The organism is Marinobacter salicampi, from assembly GCF_011074795.1.
GTDB lineage: Bacteria > Pseudomonadota > Gammaproteobacteria > Pseudomonadales > Oleiphilaceae > Marinobacter > Marinobacter salicampi.
This window is the reverse complement of sequence record NZ_JAAMPF010000019.1, coordinates 1-19472: the sequence shown is the minus strand read 5'-3', so window position 1 is coordinate 19472 and position 19472 is coordinate 1. Positions and strand designations below refer to the sequence as shown.

General features: G+C 60.4%; 17 protein-coding genes. 5 read left to right on the top strand and 12 right to left on the bottom strand.

Annotated features, from left to right (window positions below; genetic code table 11):
• Positions 1–11: 11 nt before the first annotated feature.
• From G7W63_RS12495 to G7W63_RS12480, 4 genes are all read right to left on the bottom strand, one after another.
• Positions 12–1046: a sodium:calcium antiporter gene (locus tag G7W63_RS12495; protein ID WP_166258445.1), complete on the bottom strand. Its 1035-nt coding sequence runs from the start codon at positions 1044–1046 to the stop codon at positions 12–14.
• A 15-nt stretch (positions 1047–1061) separates the two neighbouring features.
• Positions 1062–2432: a PQQ-dependent sugar dehydrogenase gene (locus G7W63_RS12490; RefSeq protein ID WP_166258442.1), complete on the bottom strand. Its 1371-nt coding sequence runs from the start codon at positions 2430–2432 to the stop codon at positions 1062–1064.
• Positions 2433–2536: 104 nt separating this feature from the next.
• On the bottom strand, positions 2537–4810 hold the full coding sequence (locus G7W63_RS12485) for an ATP-dependent DNA helicase (protein ID WP_242634417.1): 2274 nt from the start codon (positions 4808–4810) through the stop codon (positions 2537–2539).
• The gene (locus tag G7W63_RS12480) at positions 4807–6531 is read right to left on the bottom strand and encodes a VRR-NUC domain-containing protein (protein ID WP_166258439.1); all 1725 of its coding nucleotides are present in this window, start codon (positions 6529–6531) and stop codon (positions 4807–4809) included. The genes G7W63_RS12485 and G7W63_RS12480 overlap by 4 nt, the downstream gene beginning before the upstream one ends.
• Before the next feature lie 112 nt (positions 6532–6643).
• On the opposite strand from G7W63_RS12480, the gene G7W63_RS12475 reads away from it, so the two are divergent.
• A complete protein-coding gene (locus tag G7W63_RS12475) occupies positions 6644–8077 on the top strand; it encodes a phospholipase D-like domain-containing protein (RefSeq protein ID WP_166258436.1) in 1434 nt (477 codons plus the stop codon).
• Here G7W63_RS12475 and G7W63_RS12470 read toward each other — a convergent pair.
• Positions 8067–9659, bottom strand: a complete 1593-nt coding sequence (locus tag G7W63_RS12470; protein WP_166258433.1) for a sulfatase-like hydrolase/transferase — start codon at positions 9657–9659, stop codon at positions 8067–8069. The two genes, G7W63_RS12475 and G7W63_RS12470, sit on opposite strands and share 11 nt — an antisense overlap.
• Positions 9660–9762: 103 nt before the next feature.
• Here G7W63_RS12470 and G7W63_RS12465 point away from each other — a divergent pair, with 103 nt between their 5' ends.
• Together G7W63_RS12465 and G7W63_RS12460 are read left to right on the top strand one after the other, a co-directional pair.
• A complete protein-coding gene (locus G7W63_RS12465; protein WP_166258430.1) occupies positions 9763–10014 on the top strand; it encodes a YkoF family thiamine/hydroxymethylpyrimidine-binding protein in 252 nt (83 codons plus the stop codon).
• 65 nt (positions 10015–10079) lie between these two features.
• Positions 10080–11261 carry a carboxysome shell carbonic anhydrase gene (locus tag G7W63_RS12460; RefSeq protein WP_242634411.1) on the top strand — a complete coding sequence of 394 codons (1182 nt, stop codon included), beginning with the start codon at positions 10080–10082 and terminating at the stop codon, positions 11259–11261.
• Here the strand turns inward: G7W63_RS12460 and G7W63_RS12455 are convergent.
• The 3 genes from G7W63_RS12455 to G7W63_RS12445 all read right to left on the bottom strand — a co-directional run bounded on the left by G7W63_RS12455 (position 11243) and on the right by G7W63_RS12445 (position 13152).
• Entirely contained in the window at positions 11243–11926 is a 684-nt protein-coding gene (locus tag G7W63_RS12455; RefSeq protein ID WP_166258428.1) for a class I SAM-dependent methyltransferase, read from the bottom strand. The genes G7W63_RS12460 and G7W63_RS12455 overlap by 19 nt on opposite strands.
• A gap of 33 nt (positions 11927–11959) precedes the next feature.
• Complete coding sequence (locus tag G7W63_RS12450; RefSeq protein ID WP_166258425.1) at positions 11960–12469, bottom strand: copper chaperone PCu(A)C; 510 nt, start codon at positions 12467–12469, stop codon at positions 11960–11962.
• A gap of 71 nt (positions 12470–12540) precedes the next feature.
• A complete protein-coding gene (locus G7W63_RS12445) occupies positions 12541–13152 on the bottom strand; it encodes a histidine phosphatase family protein (protein ID WP_341273685.1) in 612 nt (203 codons plus the stop codon).
• Between the two features lie 125 nt (positions 13153–13277).
• Here G7W63_RS12445 and G7W63_RS12440 point away from each other — a divergent pair, with 125 nt between their 5' ends.
• Positions 13278–13733 (top strand): YaiI/YqxD family protein, encoded by a 456-nt coding sequence (locus tag G7W63_RS12440; RefSeq protein ID WP_166258422.1) that lies wholly within the window; start codon positions 13278–13280, stop codon positions 13731–13733.
• On the opposite strand, the gene G7W63_RS12435 is transcribed toward G7W63_RS12440, so the two are convergent.
• Positions 13730–13945, bottom strand: coding sequence for a dodecin (locus G7W63_RS12435; protein ID WP_166258420.1), 216 nt, complete (start codon positions 13943–13945; stop codon positions 13730–13732). The two genes, G7W63_RS12440 and G7W63_RS12435, sit on opposite strands and share 4 nt — an antisense overlap.
• Before the next feature lie 160 nt (positions 13946–14105).
• Here G7W63_RS12435 and G7W63_RS12430 point away from each other — a divergent pair, with 160 nt between their 5' ends.
• The gene (locus G7W63_RS12430) at positions 14106–15263 is read left to right on the top strand and encodes a PQQ-dependent sugar dehydrogenase (protein ID WP_166258417.1); all 1158 of its coding nucleotides are present in this window, start codon (positions 14106–14108) and stop codon (positions 15261–15263) included.
• A gap of 60 nt (positions 15264–15323) precedes the next feature.
• Here the strand turns inward: G7W63_RS12430 and G7W63_RS12425 are convergent, their stop codons facing one another.
• From G7W63_RS12425 to G7W63_RS12415, 3 genes are all read right to left on the bottom strand, one after another.
• Complete coding sequence (locus G7W63_RS12425; RefSeq protein WP_207308948.1) at positions 15324–16463, bottom strand: lipocalin-like domain-containing protein; 1140 nt, start codon at positions 16461–16463, stop codon at positions 15324–15326.
• A complete protein-coding gene (locus G7W63_RS12420; RefSeq protein WP_166258414.1) occupies positions 16460–18742 on the bottom strand; it encodes an FtsX-like permease family protein in 2283 nt (760 codons plus the stop codon). Before G7W63_RS12420 ends, G7W63_RS12425 begins: the two co-directional genes overlap by 4 nt.
• Positions 18739–19472 (bottom strand): ABC transporter ATP-binding protein (locus G7W63_RS12415; protein ID WP_341273684.1); only part of this gene is annotated, 734 nt, incomplete at its 5' end. The genes G7W63_RS12420 and G7W63_RS12415, both read right to left, overlap by 4 nt.

Sequence of the window (19472 nt, the reverse complement as noted above, 5' to 3'; positions counted from 1 at the left end):
GCCGGAGAAGCTCAGTTACCGATAAAAAGCATCGTGACACCGGTAAAGTACAGCACAACAATTGCAACGCTTTCCGACCCGATACCGCCAAAACCCTGTTCCTGGCGCCGCAGGAGCCCCATCATGAGAATAACGGACATCAGCAGGGTAAGGGCCACCCAAAGTTTCGAGTCCGCCTCCATCACGTGATAGAGAGAACCCTCACGATACGCCACGTCTGAGGCTGCGGTGAACAGGGTGTCGAAGGCATTGCCACCAATGATGCCTCCCACAGCCATGGTAAGCGCACCGCGCCGAACCGCTGCCACGGAGGTCACCAGTTCGGGGATGGAAGTGCTGATGGCGGTGAGCAGAACACCTACGGCGGTATGGCTGATGCCTGTGCCGGCGGCGATATTGGTAGCAGCGGGTTCCAGAAGCCAGCCCGCAAATCCCAGGCCGGCCATCAGCAGGATAAATTTGGCCAGCAGCCGGCTAAGTGACGGTACGTCTGCCATATCTTCCGGCACATCTTCCTTGGTTTCATGGGTCACCGATGGCTGCCACATGGGGTACAAGCGTGCGCCCCGGACCAGATTGATACCGTAGATATAGAGTCCGAGCATAATGGGGGTCACCGGATGGACACCCCAGAGGGTCACGTTCGGTAGCTGCGGCGCCAACAGGATCAGGCCGAGCAGCGCTATCAGCAAGGCATTCTGCATCAGATTCGGTGCCGAGGCGGCGGCATGTTCCAGATTGGCCCGGCGGTAGGCAATGTCCGCGACCACCAGAAAAAGAGTCTGTACCGCGATGCCGCCCAAGGCATTACCGACCGCAAGTTCCGGATGCCCGTTCCAGGCTGCGGTTACCGAAAGCACAGCCCCACTTAGAGAAGTCGAAGCGCCCAGCAACACCGCCCCGGCCACGGCTTCCCCCATGCCGGTCCTGTCCGCGAGCTGGTCGACCACCTTGGTGATCCAGGTACCCAGCACGGCAATCACAAGCGCACAGGCTGCAAATACCAGAAAGCTCTGGGTCAGGGACCAGTTGGCTGGGTCAAGCATAAGCGATGAGGCCTTTTATTCTCCAGAAAGTTTATTGGGACGGCCTTCCTCAGGTTTATCCGCCGTGAAGGAAGGTCCTGTAGAGTTCGCCACTCGCCAGATGACATTCCCTACGTCATCGGCTACCAGCAGGCCGCCAGACCTGTCGATGGCCACGCCAACCGGGCGGCCAAGGGCTTCGCCGTCTTCACTGAGAAAGCCGGTGAGCACGTCCAGCGGCTTGCCATCAGGCTCTCCGTCACGAAAAGGGACGAAGATCACCTTGTAACCACTCGGTGGTTTTCGGTTCCAGGACCCATGCTGGCCTACAAACATGCCTTCGCGGAACTGTTCAGGCAGTTGGCTGCCCTCGGCATTACTCAGTCCCAGTGACGCGGTATGGTTACCGAGCGCGTAATCCGGCTTTTTCGCCTGCCTGACCAGATCCGGTCTTTGGGGCTTAACCCTTTCATCGATAATCTGGCCATAGTAGCTGTACGGCCAGCCGTAGAAGTCTCCCTCCTCGACCGAGGTCATGTAGTCAGGGACCAGGTCACTGCCAAGCTCATCCCGTTCATTGACTGAAGTCCAGAGCACGCCAGAGGTTGGCTCCCAGGCCATACCTACCGGGTTTCTCAGGCCATTAGCGAAGACCCTTGCATCACCGCTTTCAATATCGATCTCCCAGATCGCGGCCCGCCCTTCCTCGCTGTCCAGGCCATTCTCACCGACGTTACTGTTGGAACCGACACCGACATAGAGACGGCTTCCATCGGGGCTGGCTATGAGGCTTTTGGTCCAGTGTGTGTTGGGATCGTTGGCGGGCAGTTCGGTCACCACCTCGCCCTCGGCAGTGATGCTTCCCTCCCCCTCGGCATAGGGAAACCGCATGACCGAGTCTGTGTTGGCCACAAAGAAGTCATCCCCGACCAGAGCCATACCGAAGGGGGAGTTCAGGCCGTCCAGGAAAACGGATGTGCGGTCGGCAATGCCGTCACCGTCAGTGTCCCGCAGCAGGGTTATCCGGTTTGCGCTTTCACCACCAGCACCCGCTTTAGCCATGAACCAGCCCACCACAAGATCTTTCAGACCCTTGTCATCCTTGGGTGGACGGTTGGACTCGGCAACCAGAACGTCGCCGTTGGGCAAAACATAGAGCCAGCGCGGGTGGTCGAGACCTGTGGCGAAAGCGGTCAGCTCCAGCCCAGGCGCCGGCGCGGGGGTCTGACCCGAGGGCCATCCGACGGCGTCTGCCACATTGACCGTGGGGATCAGGCTGGTGTCCGGAGGCGGCAGAATCGGCTCTGGGCCAATGCCGGTCTCCACCGGGTACTTGGCAGTGTCACCGCAGCCAGCCAATGTGCCGGTTATCAAGAACACGGATATCCAGTGCAGTCGGGCGCTCATCTTCTCTCCTTGGCGGTATTCTTTCGCATCCGTGGCGGCGACCCTTTTCGCGGCCGAGTTTGCCCACTTAACCAAATATAAGGCCGATTTGCATCATCTCCCGGCTAATCGGCTACAGGGAACCACCATTGCGGCAGCAGGGATTGAACATCAGGCTGCCGGAAGCGGTCATCTATCAACACAATCTCTCCCGTGTCCGAGGGCGTCCGAATGACCCGTCCGGCGGCCTGGGTGACCTTTTCGATACCCGGGTAGAGGTAAGTATATTCGTAGCCTGAGCCGAACCGTGCCTGCAGGCGACGGCGCAGGGTTTCGTTACGTTCGTTGAAAGGCGGCAGGCCCAGGGTCGCCACAAAGGCTCCAATAAGACGATCCCCCGGCAGATCAATACCTTCGGCGAAAACACCGCCGAGCACGGCAAAGCCAATGCCCTGGCCGCCCGGCCGGAAGTGGGCAATAAACCTCTGCCGCTCATCCTGGCTCATGCCAGGGGACTGGGGCCAGGTGACAATATCCGGAGCCAGGCGCATAAAGACATCATGGACCGCATTGAGATAGGCGAAGCTGCTGAAGTACGCCAGGTAGTTGCCGGGCCTGGCCCGGAAATGGTGCACAAGCAGCTGACCGATCGGCTCCAGGGAGGCGCTGCGGTCGTGGAATCGCGTGCTGATTCCCGTCGGAATCGAGACTCGGAGCTGGCGCGAGGCGAAAGGGCTCGCGACTTCCTGCCAGCCGGTGGTATCTGGAAGCCCGAGCAAGTCCCGGTGGTACACAGGTGGCGTCAGGGTGGCGGAAAACAGGAGGGCACTCCGGGCACTTTCGAACCGCGGCTTCAGAAAGTCCGCCGGGATCAGGTTGCAAATGGACAGCACAGCTCTGCCCCTTCCCTGCCGGCTCAGCGCACAGACAGAGTGATCCCCGAACTGTTCGGCAAGGCGGTTGTAGCCCAGGGCCTCAAACATCAGTTCCTGAAGCTCCGCGTCTGCCGGGTTGTCGGTGAGGAACTCGGTAATTGCCGTAACCAGCCCGGCAAGGGCCCCGGTCAATTCCTGGGGAGCCGTTGTCAGGTTTATGGCCGTGGTTGTGTCCGGGGCGTCGGGTGCCGGCAGGTCAGGGTCTTTAAGCAGGGTTTGCCATTGCCGGGCCACGCGCTCCAGGGGCGCTTTCAACTGCGCCGGGGCGCGCCGTTTCACAGCAAGCAGGCGCTGTTGCCGGAGCTCAATGCTGTACATGGCCCGGCCACGGGTAATCAGGTTGTGAGCTTCATCAATCAGGAGGGTGACATGCCAGTCATTCTGCCGGGTAAGGGCGTGCAGAAGCGCAGACTGATCGAAATAGTGATTCACATCGCCAATGACCAGATCAGACCAGCGCGCCATTTCCTGGCCCAGATAATAGGGGCAGATGCCGTGGTTCAGAGCAATGGCACGGAGGCGGCCTTGGTCAAGCCAGCCCTGGTTTCTGACTGCCTCTTCCCTGGCCATCGGCAGGCGGTCAAAGAAACCTCGCGCCAGCGGGCAGGATTCGCCATGGCAGGCCAGCTCCGGGTTTTCACAGGCATGACTTTTGGCCACCAGTTCAAGGACCCGCAGAGGTAACGTCTCCTGCTGGCCCTCGGCTAGAAGAGTCAGGCCGTCGAGGGCGAGCTTGCGTCCGGTTGTGCGGGCGGTCAGGAAAAACAGCCGATCCAGGCTCTGCCTGGGCATGGCCATCAAGGCGGGGAACAGGGTGCCCAGGGTTTTGCCCAGACCGGTCGGGGCCTGGAGCATAAGGGTCCGGTTGCGGCACACCGCCTTATAGACTGCTTCCGCCAGGGGGCGTTGGCCGGCCCGGAAGTCAGCGAAGGGAAACCGGAGATCCGCCAGACTGCCATCGCGGGCTGTCCGGTGCCCGGCCTCCTGCTCGGCCCATGCTCTATAGATATCACACAAAGCCACCAGTCCCTGCTGCAGGTCGTCTGCCGTGGCACATTCGGTGGTGACTGTTTCACGGTCCCGGCCGATATCGTAGTAGACAAGGGCAAGCTCAACGGATGGCAGTCCCTTTTGCTGGCACAACAGGGCTCCGTAGCAGCGAAGCTGGGCCCAATGAAGATTCTTCTGGGCCTCGGAAAGCCTCGACAGGTCACCACGGTGGGTCTTGATTTCTTCCAACCGATTGTGGACTGGATGGTAGCCGTCGGCCCTGCCCTTGAGCGAAAGGCCCTGGCACTGACCGGATAGCATCAGCTCTGCCTCATAGCCCTGGCCACGGCGCGCCTGAACCCGGGCATGCCCCTCCCTGCCCTCATCGGAGGTGGGCGAAGGCGTGTAGCGGTGGTCAAGATCGCCGGCCCGAGCCGCAAACTCACACAGGGTTCGGACAGCCACCCGGATCATGTGGTCCCGGCCCGCCAGCGAACATGACAAACTGCAACGCTCGCACCCTGCTCGAGGGCAAATTCAAGCCACTGTCGCTGATGGTCCTGCAACCGATCTCCGGGGCCTTTCACTTCAATCAGCTGGTACTGGCGCTGCCGGGGCCAGAACCGGATCAGGTCAGGCAAACCGCTGCGATGCAGCTTCAGGTCCTCGAGCATGCGCTGGAAGTAGGCCTTGAGATGGTCGGCGGGAAGGCAGTCAAGGGCCATTTCAACCACGCCACGGGTAAGCACGGGCCAGGCCAGAAATGGCGAGGAGATACCGTGTTTGGCCTGCCAGTTTGCCAGAATTCGGTCCCGATACGTCTGATTATCGAAGGCAGCCAGACACTCCTCAAACAGCGCCCGCCGCCGGGCCACGAAATCCTCCCGGTACAGGTCTGCCGGAGCACCGTGAAAAGGATGAAAGAATGCGCCTGGCAGGGGCGCGTAGAGCGCGGGCCAGCACAACAGGGCAAACAGCCCGTTCAGTAGCGTGTTTTCCACGTAGAAGACCGGCGCATTCTCCTCTGACAGGTGTTCGAGCACCGCCCGCTCCACCGAGCCATTGACGGGGACAGGCAACTCCAGGCTGAGCAGCGGAAGCTCAATGGCGGCAGCCGACGGCGGAACCGGAGCCCCGACTTTTCTGGCTAGACGCGATCTGAGCCTTGTTAGCCCGAGGCTTTCAGACCCGCATCTCGGTTCGGCCTGTGCGTGGGCGGTGAGGGCATAGGCTTCGTCATAGCGACCCCAGCGTTCCAGCAGACGTAATTGCCGCAGGCGAGCCTCACGATGGCCGCTGTCGGCGTATGCGGCTAGCGCTAGCCTACGGTCACCGGAGCGCTCAGCCAGCTTGGCCAGCTCGAACACAAGCCGGCCACGACGGCTTTCCAGCCAGGGGTTGTCGGCTATTTTCGGTAGTACATCGGTCCAGACAGAGGCTGGCGTTTCACCGGCGTCCAGCCTGTCTCTGCAAGCCTGCAGGTGAAGGTAGAGATCTACCTGGTGCCGGCTCCCAAAGGCTCGGGACTCGGTTGTGAAAGCCACCGGCTCATAGTTCTGGTACCCAAGCTCAGACAGCACAAATTCGGACCAGTCCTGGCGCAGGTTGCCAAAAAACATCAGCTGCACCCGTCGCATCAGCTCGCTGGAGTTGAGGGCCACCACCGTGCCGGGAGCCCCCGGCCACCAGCTCTGCAGGGGCGCCGGTGGCCGCCCGGCTCCGTCAAGAGCCTGGTACAGCTGCTTCTTGGCAGCTGAACGGGCCAGCCCCAGGTCCTGGAAGAAGGGCCCAAACGCCTGCCACCACTCGGCCTTGGTAAAGAGCCGCTGCATGTCAGCCAGCTCAAGACACGGCCGGGGATCAAGCCAGCAACCAGCCACCAGATACTCAAGCATGTCGCTGATCCCGGCGCCCAGCTCGGGATAAACCAGCTTGTCGCTGCGAAAGAGGTCCCCGCTACGCATGATCAGCCGGACCAGGAGCCCCTGGGCAGGTCGGGGCAATTCAGTGAACGCCTGGAGCCTGAGTGCTTCTTCAGGCAGGAGAAGGTCTCCGTGGTGAGTGCAAACCCAACGGATAACGGTGCGGAAGTTTTCCAGGTAATACAAAGGATCTTCGAGAGGGGCAGCCGCCGGGCGCCACGAAGCGGCCTCCTCTATAACAGAATCGGCCGCGGTTTTCTTCAAGCTGGGCATAACACAAATTTTAACAGATCCCTACGACCTTTTGTTAACATGGCGTCGCAACACCGGGTAAGTGACCGCACACTGCTGGTCCTTGGAGAACACGGTTTACCTGGAATCCGGAATGACTAGGACAATCAAGCTTTGGCTCGTGGCTTTCTTACTCAGTTTGCTGATAGCCATCGGCGTATATCACAGCGTCAAGCCCCTGCCTCCCGGCATTGCCAGGGAAACCCCTGCCCGGACGCTACAGGACCCGCAATGGTTCGAGGACCTGACCTGGCGCGACCAGGATGGCAATCTGCAGTTGGATCACGAGATCTTCGACGAAATACTGCGACTGGTCAATCAGGCTGAACGACTGATTGTGGTGGACATGTTCTTGTTCAACGACAGCGCTCCCGGCAATGACTATCGCCCTCTCGCCGAACAGCTTACCCAGGCCCTCATTGCCCGGAAGCAAACCGTACCTGGCATACAGGTCGTTGTCATAACCGACCCCATCAACACATTCTACGGCGGCGCCAGGTCGCCCTTTCTGGACCGCCTGAGAAATGCCGGAATACCGGCGGTGGAAACATCCCTGGGTCCCCTCAGGGACTCCAATCCGCTGTGGTCATCCATCTGGAGACTGTGTTGCGAGTGGATGGGTAATTCGACGGATTCAGGCTGGCTACCCAATATCCTTGGAGATGGTGAAGTCACACTGCGCAGTTACCTGACACTGCCCAACTTCAAGGCCAACCATCGTAAGACCCTGATCGTTGATGAGGACAATGACTGGCGCGGCCTGATCACTTCTGCCAACCCCCACGACGGCAGCAGCCGGCACAGCAATGTCGCCATCAGCTTTACCGGCCCGGCGGTGTTCGACCTTCTGCAGGCCGAGCAGGCGGTGCTGGAGATGTCCCGCAAGCCCTGGGTGGCACCACCGCTGCCGGCGGCGACCATCCCGGCGGTGGATGAGGCCACGGTCAAAGGCCAGATCCTCACCGAGGAAAACATTCTTGAAGGTGCCCTGGCCATGCTGCAGACGGCGGTACCCGGCAGCCGGATCGACCTTGCCATGTTCTACCTCAGTCACCGGGAAATCATCAACGGACTGGTAGCGGCCCATGAGCGAGGGGTCGCCGTGCGGGTTCTACTGGATCTGAACCAGAACGCCTTTGGCCGTGACAAGAGCGGCATTCCCAATCAGCCGGTGGCCGCCGAACTGAACCGGGCGGGCATTCAGGTGCGCTGGTGTAACACGTTCGGTGAGCAATGCCATAGCAAGCTGATGATAAGACAGGACCCTGACGACGAATGGCAGCTTATGCTCGGGTCCGCTAACTTCACCCGAAGAAACCTGGATTCACTGAACCTGGAAGCCAACATCAGGGTTTGGGGCGGGACTGGTGACCCTCTGATCCAGGAAGCCACCGAATTCTTTAACTACCAGTGGCAAGGCAACCCCGGCCGCCCCCTGAGCCTGCCCTACGGCGCTAATGCCGACGCCTCAATACTGGCTTACTGGCAGTACCGGCTGATGGAAGCGACCGGGCTCTCTACTTTCTGACGCCACCAAACCGGCGATGGAGAAACGGCCGAAACTCCGCCATGGTCAACGCCTCACCTGTCATTTCCGGCCTGGTACCCTGGCGGAAGGTAGGCAGGCCATCAGGGCCGCCGTCCAGCCTTGGTGACAGAAACGACGCCAGCAAAGCCTGATCTCCACTGATCAGATGAACAGGCACATCCCGGCTCGCATCGTCGCCGGTGATCATCGGGGCAGGCTGGTGGTCTCCCAAAACAATCAACAGCGTGCTCTCATCCAGAAATCGGGTCGCGTATCCGGTCACCACGTTCAGGGCATAGTCCACGGCCCGCACGTAATGGTCTCGGACCCTGTCGTGGTCCCGCCAGAGATCGACCGGTGCCTCGCCGGCATCAGCCCATTGTTCAAACACGGAACCATCGCCAATCCTGTCCCACTCCAGAACCGGCAGCACAGGAACCCAGGGGGCGTGGCTGGAGATCAGCGCAAGCTCTGCAAAGAGCGGTGTATCTGTCTTTTCGCGCACCCGGCTCTGGAACCACGACCAGGTGTATTGGTCGGGCATGGTTACCCAATTCAGGGGGGGGCCCTGATAATCCATGCTGGTGGCATCGTAGATTTCGTCGTAGCCAAATAGCCGGCCTTCAGGCCAGGCTCGGGTAATGGCCGGCATGACGGCGACGGTTCTGTATCCGGTAGCGTTGAAATCGTCGATGAGCGTGGGGAAGTCGCTTGCCAGCAGTATCTCGTAATCAAGCTGGCTATTCACCCATTGGCCGCTCAGCAATGTACCGTGCGCCAGCCAGGACTGCCCGCCCTGCACTGGCGAGCTGAGACGGCCCGTTACTACATGCAGGCCTGCCGCTTCCAGGCTCTGGGCCATGGTTGCCAGACGCCTGTCGATAACGGTGCGGTACCGGGCATCGGTCAAAGTCGAGATACCATAGGACTCCACAAAGCCCAGGATCACATCCCGACCAGCCAGTCCGTCCAGGCTGCCACTGGCTGCGTTCCGGCCAGGGTCTGCCATTCGCGTACGGAAGGTGTCGGTCGCCTCTGCTGTACTCAAAGCCAGGCTCGCCTGATTGGCCACCCAACCGGCCGCCGGGGCGCCAATACCAGGCACCCCCGCAGCTGCCAGCATTGACAGGCCAACCCCGACTGCCATGAGCGCCAGGGCCTGCCGCCTGGTGGCGGATCGCAAGGGCCCGGATCGGTCCAGAAGCCGGCCCACCAGAACCACCAGCGCCACGATGACCAGCGCCCCCAGTGCGACTGTCAGTAAAGCCAGGCCATAACCCAGGTTGGACTGCAGCAATTCATGGCCGGACCCAAGCAGGCTGGCATCCAGGTACAGATTAAGGGAGCGCCCCAGTGCCTGGCGTACCAGGGCATCCGCAATCGCGGCCAGTGCAAGCAAGCCAAAAAGAGCGCCAGCCGCGTAGCCGGCCAGGCGGCGCCCGGGCCCCGGCGGAATAAGGCAAAACAGCGCGGTAACAAGGAAAGCTTCCACGGTCACCCAGTGCATGTCGGGAAAGTCCGGTAACTGCAAGGCCAGAATCAGCACATTGACTAGAATGAGTGTGACGAGAAGGCGATACAAAGATAGAGTTCCTGTAGGAGTTCAGTAGTAGTCGGCAGTCGCTCTATCTATACGGCAACCCATCCACACCGGGTCTTTACCCGGCCTGTTTCCTGGAGGTCACATGTTTATTTCCGCACAACTGAGCTGTTACCCACTGGCAGATGACTTCAAGCCACCCATTAAAGCCATCATAAAGCGACTTGAAGACAGCGGTCTTGAAGTCTACCCCAATCGGATGAGCACACAGATGTTCGGCGAATTCGATGAGGTCATGAAGGTGCTTTCCGAGACCATGCGCTGGTCTTTCGAACAGTACGGCAAGGTCGTCTTTACGGTCAATTTCCTCGAAGGTGACCGTCGACCCCGCTCATGATAAACGGTCGTCCGGCCCGCCCCCAGCGGTGGCGGGCTTAGACCAAGGCCGCGACGCAGCCCCCCATGGGTCGTGCTAACCTTCGGTCACGCCCTTTTGTGTTGCACGGCATAGCCGCAAGCCTGTTACTGCATGGCAAGGCCGGGGCACGGGTTCCCCAGCGCGAGGTCCGGCAGATGAAGACGAGCATTCATTCCCACCCGATCCATGAGCGTATCGACTGGCTCATGGATCTGAGCCGCAAGCACTCCATCAGCTTCTGCAGCCCTGAAAACCATCTGGCGCGCCAGCGATATCTGGCTGAGCACAACACGCTTATTGTCGCAATGAAGTGCATGGACGGCCGGATTCATCTGCCGTTCGTGACCCGGACGCCGCTGGGGGTCATTTATCCCTTCCGTAACCTGGGTGGAATTTTCGATCTCGGCTGGCCCTACCTCGGTGACATGCTGGCCGATACGGTGGAGACAGCTGTGCGGGAAGGACGCCGGGTGCTGATCATCATTACCTACCATTTTTCCAGGGGCGCGACGTCCCGGGGATGTGCCGGTTTCGACTGCAACAAAGACGCCGCCATCGCCCATGCCTATGGTATCCAGCAGCAAATGACTGCCCTGTTCGGTGCCAGCCATCAGACCGTCTATCCGCTGGTCTGCGGGTTCGAAACCGACCGGGACGCACTTATCTTCCATGGCGCAACTGAGCAGAAGCTCGATCTCTCTGAACTGAAGCCGGAACAGTCGCCATCGCTGCCTGCACGACTCTCGGCCCTCTATCCCGACATGCCGGCACCCGTGCTGCGTGACTTACTGCCTCTGATTGAAGGCAACATAAGGCATGTTGCCGACATAGGTCACAGTCAGCGGGAGCTTGAGATTGAGCATCAGGAGTGGGTGATCTGCATCGGGCGGGGTTTCGACTTTTTGCATGTGCCCAACGTGGCACTGATCATCGGGCCCTACAGTCCGGACCTTTCCCATCCCATTCGCCAGGCGGCCGGTATCATCAAGGCCAATATGCAGAGCGGGCGGATCCCGGATGATGGGTTTCTGCTGCTATCTTCCTCCCCGTATCAGGAGCCCGGCACCCAAAAAGCCCGGGCAGCCCTTAAGTCGCGCTTTCTGTCCGATTTCGCCAGCGCCGTCATCAAGCGGGAATTCCCGGAACTTGGCGAGCGCATGATCAGCAGGAATGCCATTGTGCACTGGCCCGAGCGACGGCTCGAGGTTCAGGACAGTGGCTTGTAAAGAGGCTTGTAGAACAGCGCCACATCCTTGCAGGGAACTTCCATCTGCCAACCAAACCTCGAAGCCAGGGTGGCGAGGGTCGCCTCACGGTAGAAAACCACATGGGTCGGGTCGCGGCGGTAGTGCCAGTTGGCAAATTTGCTGTCGTCGGTCTGGAAACAGGTCATAAGGCCGAGCCAACCACCGGGCAGGAGACACCTGTCAATGCAGTCAAAGGTGCCGAACGGATCATGCAGATGCTCGGCTACCTCGGTGCAGGTAATAAAGTTGTACTGGCACTCGAGGGCAGCGTTGTCAGGGAAATAGATCGGGTCAAAAACGGTCATCTCCAGCCCGGCCCCGGTCATCATGTCGGCCAATGCCGGGCCAGGCCCACAACCGAAATCAAGCCCTGCTGAACCTGGCACCAGACGCCTGGCCAATGGCTTCGCAAGCCGGCTCAGAAACTGTTGGTATCCCGGGTCTGTGCAGTCGTTATTGTGGAGATCGTAAATGGCCCTCTCCCGGGTCAGGTCCGGCCAGTGCCCCGGGTCCATAATGGTCCCAAGACAGCTGTGGCACCGCCAATAGGGAATATCCTTGACGGTGGCCAGCAAGCCCAACCCGGTACTGCGGCAAATAGTGCAGTGCTCCAACCGGTCCAGGCTAGTCTTGTCGTTATCCATAGCCGGGTTCAGGAGTGCCACTGGTCGGCATGATCAATGGCCCATACCCTTATGATGCTCAGCATCCCCTGATGCTTCCTTTTCAGTGCCTGGGGCTTCCACCGCAAGCTCAATGACAATCGGATCGGCACCTTGAAAGTTCAGCGTCACGGGCACTCGCTCACCGGCTTTCAAAGCACCGTTGAGTTTCTCAAGCATCAGATGGTAGCCCTGGGGCTGCAACTCAACCTTTTCCCCAGCAGGAATGGCCAGGCCATCGGGCAGGTGTTCCATCCTCATCAGGCCATCCACCCTATGGCTACGGTGAATGGAAACCCGGCCAGCGCGGGGCGTTTCAGCAGAGACAAGCTTCACCTCAGTATCACCGGTATTCTCCAATACCATGTAGGCGACACCCATGGCAGCACCCGGCGGTGTCGCCCGGCTCCAGGGATGCTCTATCGAGACCGCTCCGCTGCGATACTCGTGGGCCCAGCCCTGGAGGGCGCCTAGTGAAACAATACTCAGGCAGACGGAAATACAGAGATTGGCAAAGCGTTTCATGATCCGGTTCCGGGTGTAAAAGAAGCGGCAAGTGTCGCGCGAGTGAAGGGCGGGTGCAAGACCAGCAGTCGTCAGGGGGGCGCCACACGCGCAAGTACCGCAGGTGAATCGGACAGGGGCAGAGCCAGAATGACGCCCTCGTTGGAGGCAGGATAAACCCCTGACAAGGCAGTTATGTTGACCTGATGGGAGACCAGAATAATGGCCGAGTGCGCTTCGAGTCCGTTGACCTGCCGGATGGTCTCCCGCGTCTGTTGTTCACGGTTACCGCGGCCCCGAAAGAATGAATTGAGGGACGGCATATCGGTCACTTCACCGAGGCCTATTTCCCTGGCTGTGTCCCGGGCCCGACACCACTGGCTGGTGTATACGTTGGCGTCCGTAATACCCTTTTCCGCAAGGAAGGGTCGCCAGGCCCGGGCTTGCTCCCGGCCGGTTTCGTTCAGGTTGCGCTGGGTGCTGCAATCGCCGAGGGTGAACTCCGGGGGATCGCCGGTCCCGGGCGCCAAGGCATGCCGGAGGATAAGCACGGCATCACCCCTGGCCAGCGCGGCCCAGGCTTGTTCAGTCTTGCCGCCGGGATTGGCGTGTACCGCCGACGCCAGCAGCAGCGTCATTACCACGAATATAGCGGCAATTATCGATGGTCTGAGTCTGGTCGCGGAAAGCATTTCGTAGCTCACATTGTCCTTTACCTGCAGGGCCGGTTAGCCACCGAAGCCTTACAGATATCTTATACGCTACAATGCCACGAAACGGTCAGCGGCTGTTATGGCCGGCAAAACCCCGGGATCTGAGAGAGCAGATTATGGCAATTTGGGTAGATGCGGACGCCTGTCCTGTGGTTGTAAAAGACATACTGTGTCGGGCAGCCCAGCGTTGGCAGATCACCACCACCTTTGTGGCCAACCAGGCAATCCGAGTGCCTCCATCCCAGTTTATACAAACCCGGCAGGTGCCTCAGGGCTTTGATGTGGCCGATGATGAAATTGTCGATCAACTCACCCGGGGAGACCTGGTGGTGACCCAGGACATACCCCTGGCAGCCGAGGCAATAGAAAAAGGTGCGGATGTTTTCAATCCGAGGGGGGTTGCGTTCACACGGGAGAACATCCGCCAGCGACTCGCCATGCGAAACTTCATGGAGGAGATGCGAAGTGCCGGCCAGATAACTGGAGGGCCGGCAAGCTTTTCACAAAGTGACCGGAAAGCCTTTGCCGATCAGCTTGATCGTTGGCTGCAACGTCATAACCGGAATACCTAGCTGTTTTCGATACGGAACCCAATCTTCAGGGTAACCTGGAAGTGTCCGACTTTACCGTTTTCAATATGGCCTCGGGTTTCGGTTACCTCGAACCACTCCATGTTGCGTATGCTCTGATTACCTTCAGCAATGGCATTCTGGATGGCGTCGTCAATGCTGTTACGTGACGACCCGACAATTTCAACTTTCTTGTAGACATGATGATCGGACATGAAATTCTCCTTTTTTCGTGTTCGGTCATGGCAGTATGGCATAGAGAACCACGGGTATTTCAAACCTGGCGGCGTTACAAAGCAGCAATCCGTACTGCTACCATCCGGGTATACCTTTGGGAACAGGTTGAGCATAACCAACAAATCAGGGAGAGATGCCATGAACGTCAGCCCGATCCTCGCAAGAAAAAATCGCGCCAGGGCTCTGCTTGCAGCCGCCTCCGCAGCATTCATAGCTGCCCTGCCCGTGGCAACCCAGGCTGAAACCCTTGAGTCGCAATACCACGACTTCGAAGTGACCACAGTGGTAGATGGCCTCGAGCATCCCTGGGCCATGGCGTTCCTGCCTGACGGCGACAAACTCATCACCGAGCGCGCGGGCAGACTGCGCCTGCTTAAGAAAAACGGTGAGCTGGTGGACGAGCCCATCAAGGGCCTGCCCGAGATGGCAGTGGCCGGCCAGGGCGGGCTGCTGGATATCGTCCTTCACCCGGACTTTGAAGAGAACCACCTGCTGGTCCTCAGCTATGCCCACCGAAATGACGAAGGCCTGACCACCCGGTATGCCAAGGCACGGTTCGAAGAGGACGAGTTGCAGGATGTCGAGGTGATTTTCGAGGCTTTGCCAAGGTCCGACTCCGGCCAACATTTTGCCGGCCGTATTGCGTTCGACCAGGACAAGAGTCTGTATGTCACCGTGGGAGACAGGGGCGAGATGCAGCGGGCCCAGGACACCGGCGACGACGCCGGTGGTGTCCATCACATCACCCTTGACGGCGAACCGGCCCCCAGCAACCCCTGGCTTGACGACCCCGAGATCAACGACACCTTTTTCACCTACGGTAACCGCAACATTCAGGGCATGACCCGGCACCCTGAGACCGGCGTGATCTGGAGCCATGAGCACGGTCCCCGTGGCGGTGATGAAATCAATATCATCCGAGGTGGCACCAACTACGGCTGGCCTGAAGTCACCCACGGCATCAGCTACGGCGGCGAACCCATCAGCGACCGCACCGATAAACCGGGTATCTCTGCGCCCCTGCACTACTGGGACCCTTCCATTGCGCCCTCCGGCATGGATTTCTACACTGGCGAGCAGTTCCCGGAATGGCAGGGTGATCTGTTTGTGGGCGCCCTGAAATTCCAGAAGCTGGTCAGGTTACGGATCAACGATGAGCTGGAGTTGGTGGAGGAGGAAGACCTTCTGGCCGACCAGGGTCACCGGATCAGGGCTGTATATGACGGACCGGAAGGCGCCATCTGGTTGCTCACGGATTCATCCGACGGCAAAGTGCTCAAGCTGACATCACCCTGAGGCCGGGCTGCCGGCATCACGATACGCGAGCCACGTTTCCCGACACCAGAAAGGTATCGATCACTCATCGGCTCCATAGCCTGTGAGCTCCAGGTAGCCCCGGCCCTCATGGCTACCTGAGACCCTGACGGGGCTTTCCCAATAGGGAAAAACCCCCAGGTTCCAGTAGTCCCCGGGCACGGCCGATACCACCACGTCCAGATCCTGCCCGGGCACTTTCACCTGCCAGCGGGTGGGCACCTGGCCGCGGGATGTGGATCGGGTTGCAACCGGCTCAATCATCACCTCATCTCCCGACAGACTGATGGGCTCGCCCTCGGCCGGCACCCAGGTCCCGCTTTTGAACGGTCCGCCGTCCTCCTCCCGCAGTCGGAAGGCCATCAACTTTGCCCCGGAATCAAGATGCAGGGCCAGCCAGTCCCAGCCTTTTTGCCCGGACTTGAGAAACTGACTGCTCCACTCGCGATCCAGCCAGCCGGTTCCATGAACAGCCAGAGTCTCGCCTTTCAGGGTAACAGTGCCTTCAATGGCCATGTCCACGTAGCTGAAATACATGGAGCCTTCACCACCTGCCGACTTGGCGCTGAAGCCCTGGTCACCGTGGAAGACTGGAGCCCGCCGCGGTTGGAGCAGCAGATTGTAGCCCCACCCGGGGCCATTCACCTGGAGCCGCCACTGGGGATCCCCGTCTGGATCTTCCCGTTCAGCCAGGCGCCAGGCATCAAGCCAGACCTGAAACGGCTCTGCCACTGCCCCGGCGTGGCCAATATCGCCCCGGGCAAGTTTTTCGTGGAAGTAGTGCTCGCCGTCATGGGATACCGCAGCATGGGCCATCCATACCGATTGCAGCGGCCATTGCTCGGCCGGCGGCGGATTGTCCTGTGGCGATCTGGGCTCGAGGGCCTGCCGGAACTGGGTCCACTGCAGCCCCAAAGGTTCGCCGGCGCCGGTGGTAAGGTTGGCGGTCAGGTACCACCATTCTATCCGGTGCTGCGGGTGGGGCCCCAGATCCGCCGGCAGTTCAATGGCATCCCCCGGGCCGGGCTGGAGATAGCCCGCGCCCTGGCCTGCGTCCTGTTCAATCTGTTCCGCCAGCCCTGCAAACCCCGAAACCTCATCCTCCCCTGATGAACAGCCCAACGTAACGACCGAGGACAGTAACAGCATCAAGGTTATTGGTTTTGACTTCCGATGGCTCATCGCTCTACTCCCTGTCCAAGGGTTGTCGGCAGGGGCGCAGGCGCCTGACGGCGGTTCTGAAGTTGAAACAGGGCGGCTATGGCCAGGCCAACCAACAGGCATAAGGCCAGTATCTCCAGCCAGAACAGTGGGTAGACCGCCATCGGCAGCGACCACCCGAAGGCCAGCGGATTGATCCGTGATACCAGCACCCAGGTCAGCAGAACACCAGGGCCGAGAGCCGACAGGCCAACCAGCAGGGTCAGGCTGGTCGACAGCCGCCTGATCCGGCTGCCCAGCTCTCCCCTGGCCAGTCCCCAGACCTGAAGTAGCTGGTAATACCATCGGCGTGACGAGAAAAACACCCACCCCATGAGCAGCAGAGACGCATTGGCCAGCGCCAGGGTCAGCACGCTGATGGCCCGGGTAAGCGCAAAGGTCTGATCGAAAACGCCGGTCGCCAACTGTCGTATCTGCTGATTATCCCGCAGCTGCAGATCGCCGGTTCGCCATAGCGCTTCAAGTTCGGATCTGAGCTCTGCAAGGCCCTTGGCAGGCTCCGCTGCCAGTTGTACAGTCAGACTCCTGAACCGCGGTTCAAAGTCAGCTGGCAGCGCCTTTCGGGGTACCAGGACCTCTCCCACCGGGCGCCCATAATCCGCGTAGACAGCTACCACGGCGGCGGAATAGGGCGCTCCCGCGACGGTGACCGTGAGGGTATCCCCGAGCGCCAGACCGTTACGCCGGGCCAGCTGCTCGTTGACCATCACCCCGCCGATCGCCAATGCTTGCCAGGGCTGGGGGACTGCCTCAAGGAACTGCCAGGCGTCCAGTAGCGATGAGTCGGCAGGCAGGACCAAGAGATCGACGCTGTCACCGGCGATCCGGGCTGTGCCTCTGGCGACCGTATGCCAGGCGGCCACATCGGAGCTCGAATCAAGAAACTCCGCAACTTGCGAGATATCCCGTTTGTCCGGTACCTCTATGTAGACATCTCCCTGCAGGCGCTGCTCGAGCCACTGGGTGAAGGTGGACTCAAAGGTGGTGACCAGGGCCTGAACCGCAATGACAGCTGCCACGGCGAACTGTAAAGCTACCGCAGGCAATGCAACCTGCCTAAGCATCAGCGCGAGCTCTCGCCTGGACCAGTGCTGAAGGGGCTCACGGCTGCGTCTCGCTGAGCGGTCAATCAACCGGGCCAAGAGTATGGGGATCAGCAATCCGATGCCCAGAAGAACTAGCCCGACGGCAATAAAGACAAGCCACAGTTTGCTACCCCAGACCAGGCCCGCAAGTCCCGGAATGAGAATGGCTACCGCCAATACCGGGCCCGTAGGGCCCACCTTCAGCCAGCCAGTGATCCTTCGCCCCAGCCCCAGGGCATCAGCTGCGCACCAGGCCAGCACCGCCAGCAGCGTGAACAGAGTCAGCAGGTAGGAGCTCACAAGGCTCGTACCGCCATATAGACGCAGGTCGAACAGGTTGCCCATGACCTGACCAAAACCGCTCGCAAACACCCGGGCCAGTAACTGCCCCAGCCACAGGCCGGGAACCGACGCAATAACGGCCAGAAGGACCAGCTCTGCGATAAGCAGACTGCTCAGAACCGGCCCGGGTACACCATAGCGCTGCAACAGGGCCAGGCTGGCCCGACGCTGCACCAGCCCGAGGTTATAGACACTTCGGACCAGCAGAACTGTAATCAGCAGCACCAGGACGGATAACGCGTCGAGATTAAGCAGGAAGCTGTCCGCCAGCTCGCCGGTACTCAGCCCGCCGGGCACTGCTGTCACCCTGTAGGGCTCCGGAACGCTCAGGCCAGCGTGCCTGACCAGCAGCCGCAGCTGGCTGTCATAACCCTCTTGTGCAATAGCGGCAGCGGCACCAATGTCCATGAACGGAGCCTGGCCCAGCCCCGGGGCAACTCGGCTGTCGTCGTTATCGTCAGCACTCCGCAGGCAATTGACGGACAGGGGGTCAACCCCGATGACGCGGCCCTCGGGCGGGGGCCGGCTCACTTCCAGCCAGGGAAGAACGCAAAGGCCACCACGCCGGAGCCTCACGAAGTCGGCAACCGTGACCGACTGGGAGTCCTGACGCACGATCTGGTATCGGCTGCCGATCGCCTCGTCGCCCTGCTCCATGCTGTGGCGCGCCTGCCGGGTCAAATCCCAAACGCCGGTTAACAGGCCGGTGGCAAGAATCAGAATCAGAAGCAAGGCGGTCACTTGCAGGGGGTGACGGCGGTAATGACTCACCACCGCCAGGGGCAGAAGCCTGCCGTAGCCGGGGCCCTTCACCCGGTCTGACCCAGGGTCAGACGCTGGCCGCAGCCGTCCGCAAGGGTCGGATCGTGGGTTGCCAGAATGAGGGGACACTGGAACTCGTGCTGAAAGCTGAACATCACCTCAGCCACCTGATCCGCTGTGCGACGGTCGAGGCTGCCTGTGGGCTCATCTGCCAGGATCAGCCGGGGCGACATGGCAAACGCCATGGCCAGCGCTGCGCGCTGCCGCTGCCCACCGGACACCTGGTCCGGATAGCGATGATACAACCCGGTCAGCCCCAGCCGGTCCAGCCACTTGGTGGGGTCCGGTTCAGGGCCACCGGCAAGGCTGACCCGCAGCCGCAGATTCTCGGCCAGAGTGAGGGCTGGCATCAGGTTGGCTTCCTGAAAAACCGTGGCAATGGCCGTTCGGCGAATCCGGGTCCAGCGGGCCTCATCGGCTTGGGACATGGGGCTGCCAAACAGCTTGATCGTGCCTGAATTCCAGGATTCCAGCCCGCTCAGAATATTCAGCAGGGTGCTTTTTCCAGACCCTGACGGGCCCATGAGCGCCAGGGATTGCCCCGGCAACAGCACCAGCTCAACATCCTGCAGTACCGCCACCGATTCAGTGCCGGACTGATAGTTCTTGTTGAGTTTTCGGACGTCAACCACTGGCTGCTGCACACGGCCCCCCCTTTGTTCTGGGTTCTGGGTTCTGGGTTCTGGGTTCTGGGTTCTGGGTTCTGGGTTCTGGGTTCTGG

What these genes read in the sequence shown, in the direction of transcription:
- G7W63_RS12495 (WP_166258445.1), bottom strand. Translation starts at nt 1,046, where the DNA reads ATGCTTGACCCAGCCAACTGGTCCCTGACCCAGAGCTTTCTGGTATTT.
- G7W63_RS12490 (WP_166258442.1), bottom strand. Translation starts at nt 2,432, where the DNA reads ATGAGCGCCCGACTGCACTGGATATCCGTGTTCTTGATAACCGGCACA.
- G7W63_RS12485 (WP_242634417.1), bottom strand. Translation starts at nt 4,810, where the DNA reads ATGATCCGGGTGGCTGTCCGAACCCTGTGTGAGTTTGCGGCTCGGGCC.
- G7W63_RS12480 (WP_166258439.1), bottom strand. Translation starts at nt 6,531, where the DNA reads ATGCCCAGCTTGAAGAAAACCGCGGCCGATTCTGTTATAGAGGAGGCC.
- G7W63_RS12475 (WP_166258436.1), top strand. Translation starts at nt 6,644, where the DNA reads ATGACTAGGACAATCAAGCTTTGGCTCGTGGCTTTCTTACTCAGTTTG.
- G7W63_RS12465 (WP_166258430.1), top strand. Translation starts at nt 9,763, where the DNA reads ATGTTTATTTCCGCACAACTGAGCTGTTACCCACTGGCAGATGACTTC.
- G7W63_RS12460 (WP_242634411.1), top strand. Translation starts at nt 10,080, where the DNA reads ATGGGTCGTGCTAACCTTCGGTCACGCCCTTTTGTGTTGCACGGCATA.
- G7W63_RS12455 (WP_166258428.1), bottom strand. Translation starts at nt 11,926, where the DNA reads ATGGATAACGACAAGACTAGCCTGGACCGGTTGGAGCACTGCACTATT.
- G7W63_RS12450 (WP_166258425.1), bottom strand. Translation starts at nt 12,469, where the DNA reads ATGAAACGCTTTGCCAATCTCTGTATTTCCGTCTGCCTGAGTATTGTT.
- G7W63_RS12440 (WP_166258422.1), top strand. Translation starts at nt 13,278, where the DNA reads ATGGCAATTTGGGTAGATGCGGACGCCTGTCCTGTGGTTGTAAAAGAC.
- G7W63_RS12435 (WP_166258420.1), bottom strand. Translation starts at nt 13,945, where the DNA reads ATGTCCGATCATCATGTCTACAAGAAAGTTGAAATTGTCGGGTCGTCA.
- G7W63_RS12430 (WP_166258417.1), top strand. Translation starts at nt 14,106, where the DNA reads ATGAACGTCAGCCCGATCCTCGCAAGAAAAAATCGCGCCAGGGCTCTG.
- G7W63_RS12425 (WP_207308948.1), bottom strand. Translation starts at nt 16,463, where the DNA reads ATGAGCCATCGGAAGTCAAAACCAATAACCTTGATGCTGTTACTGTCC.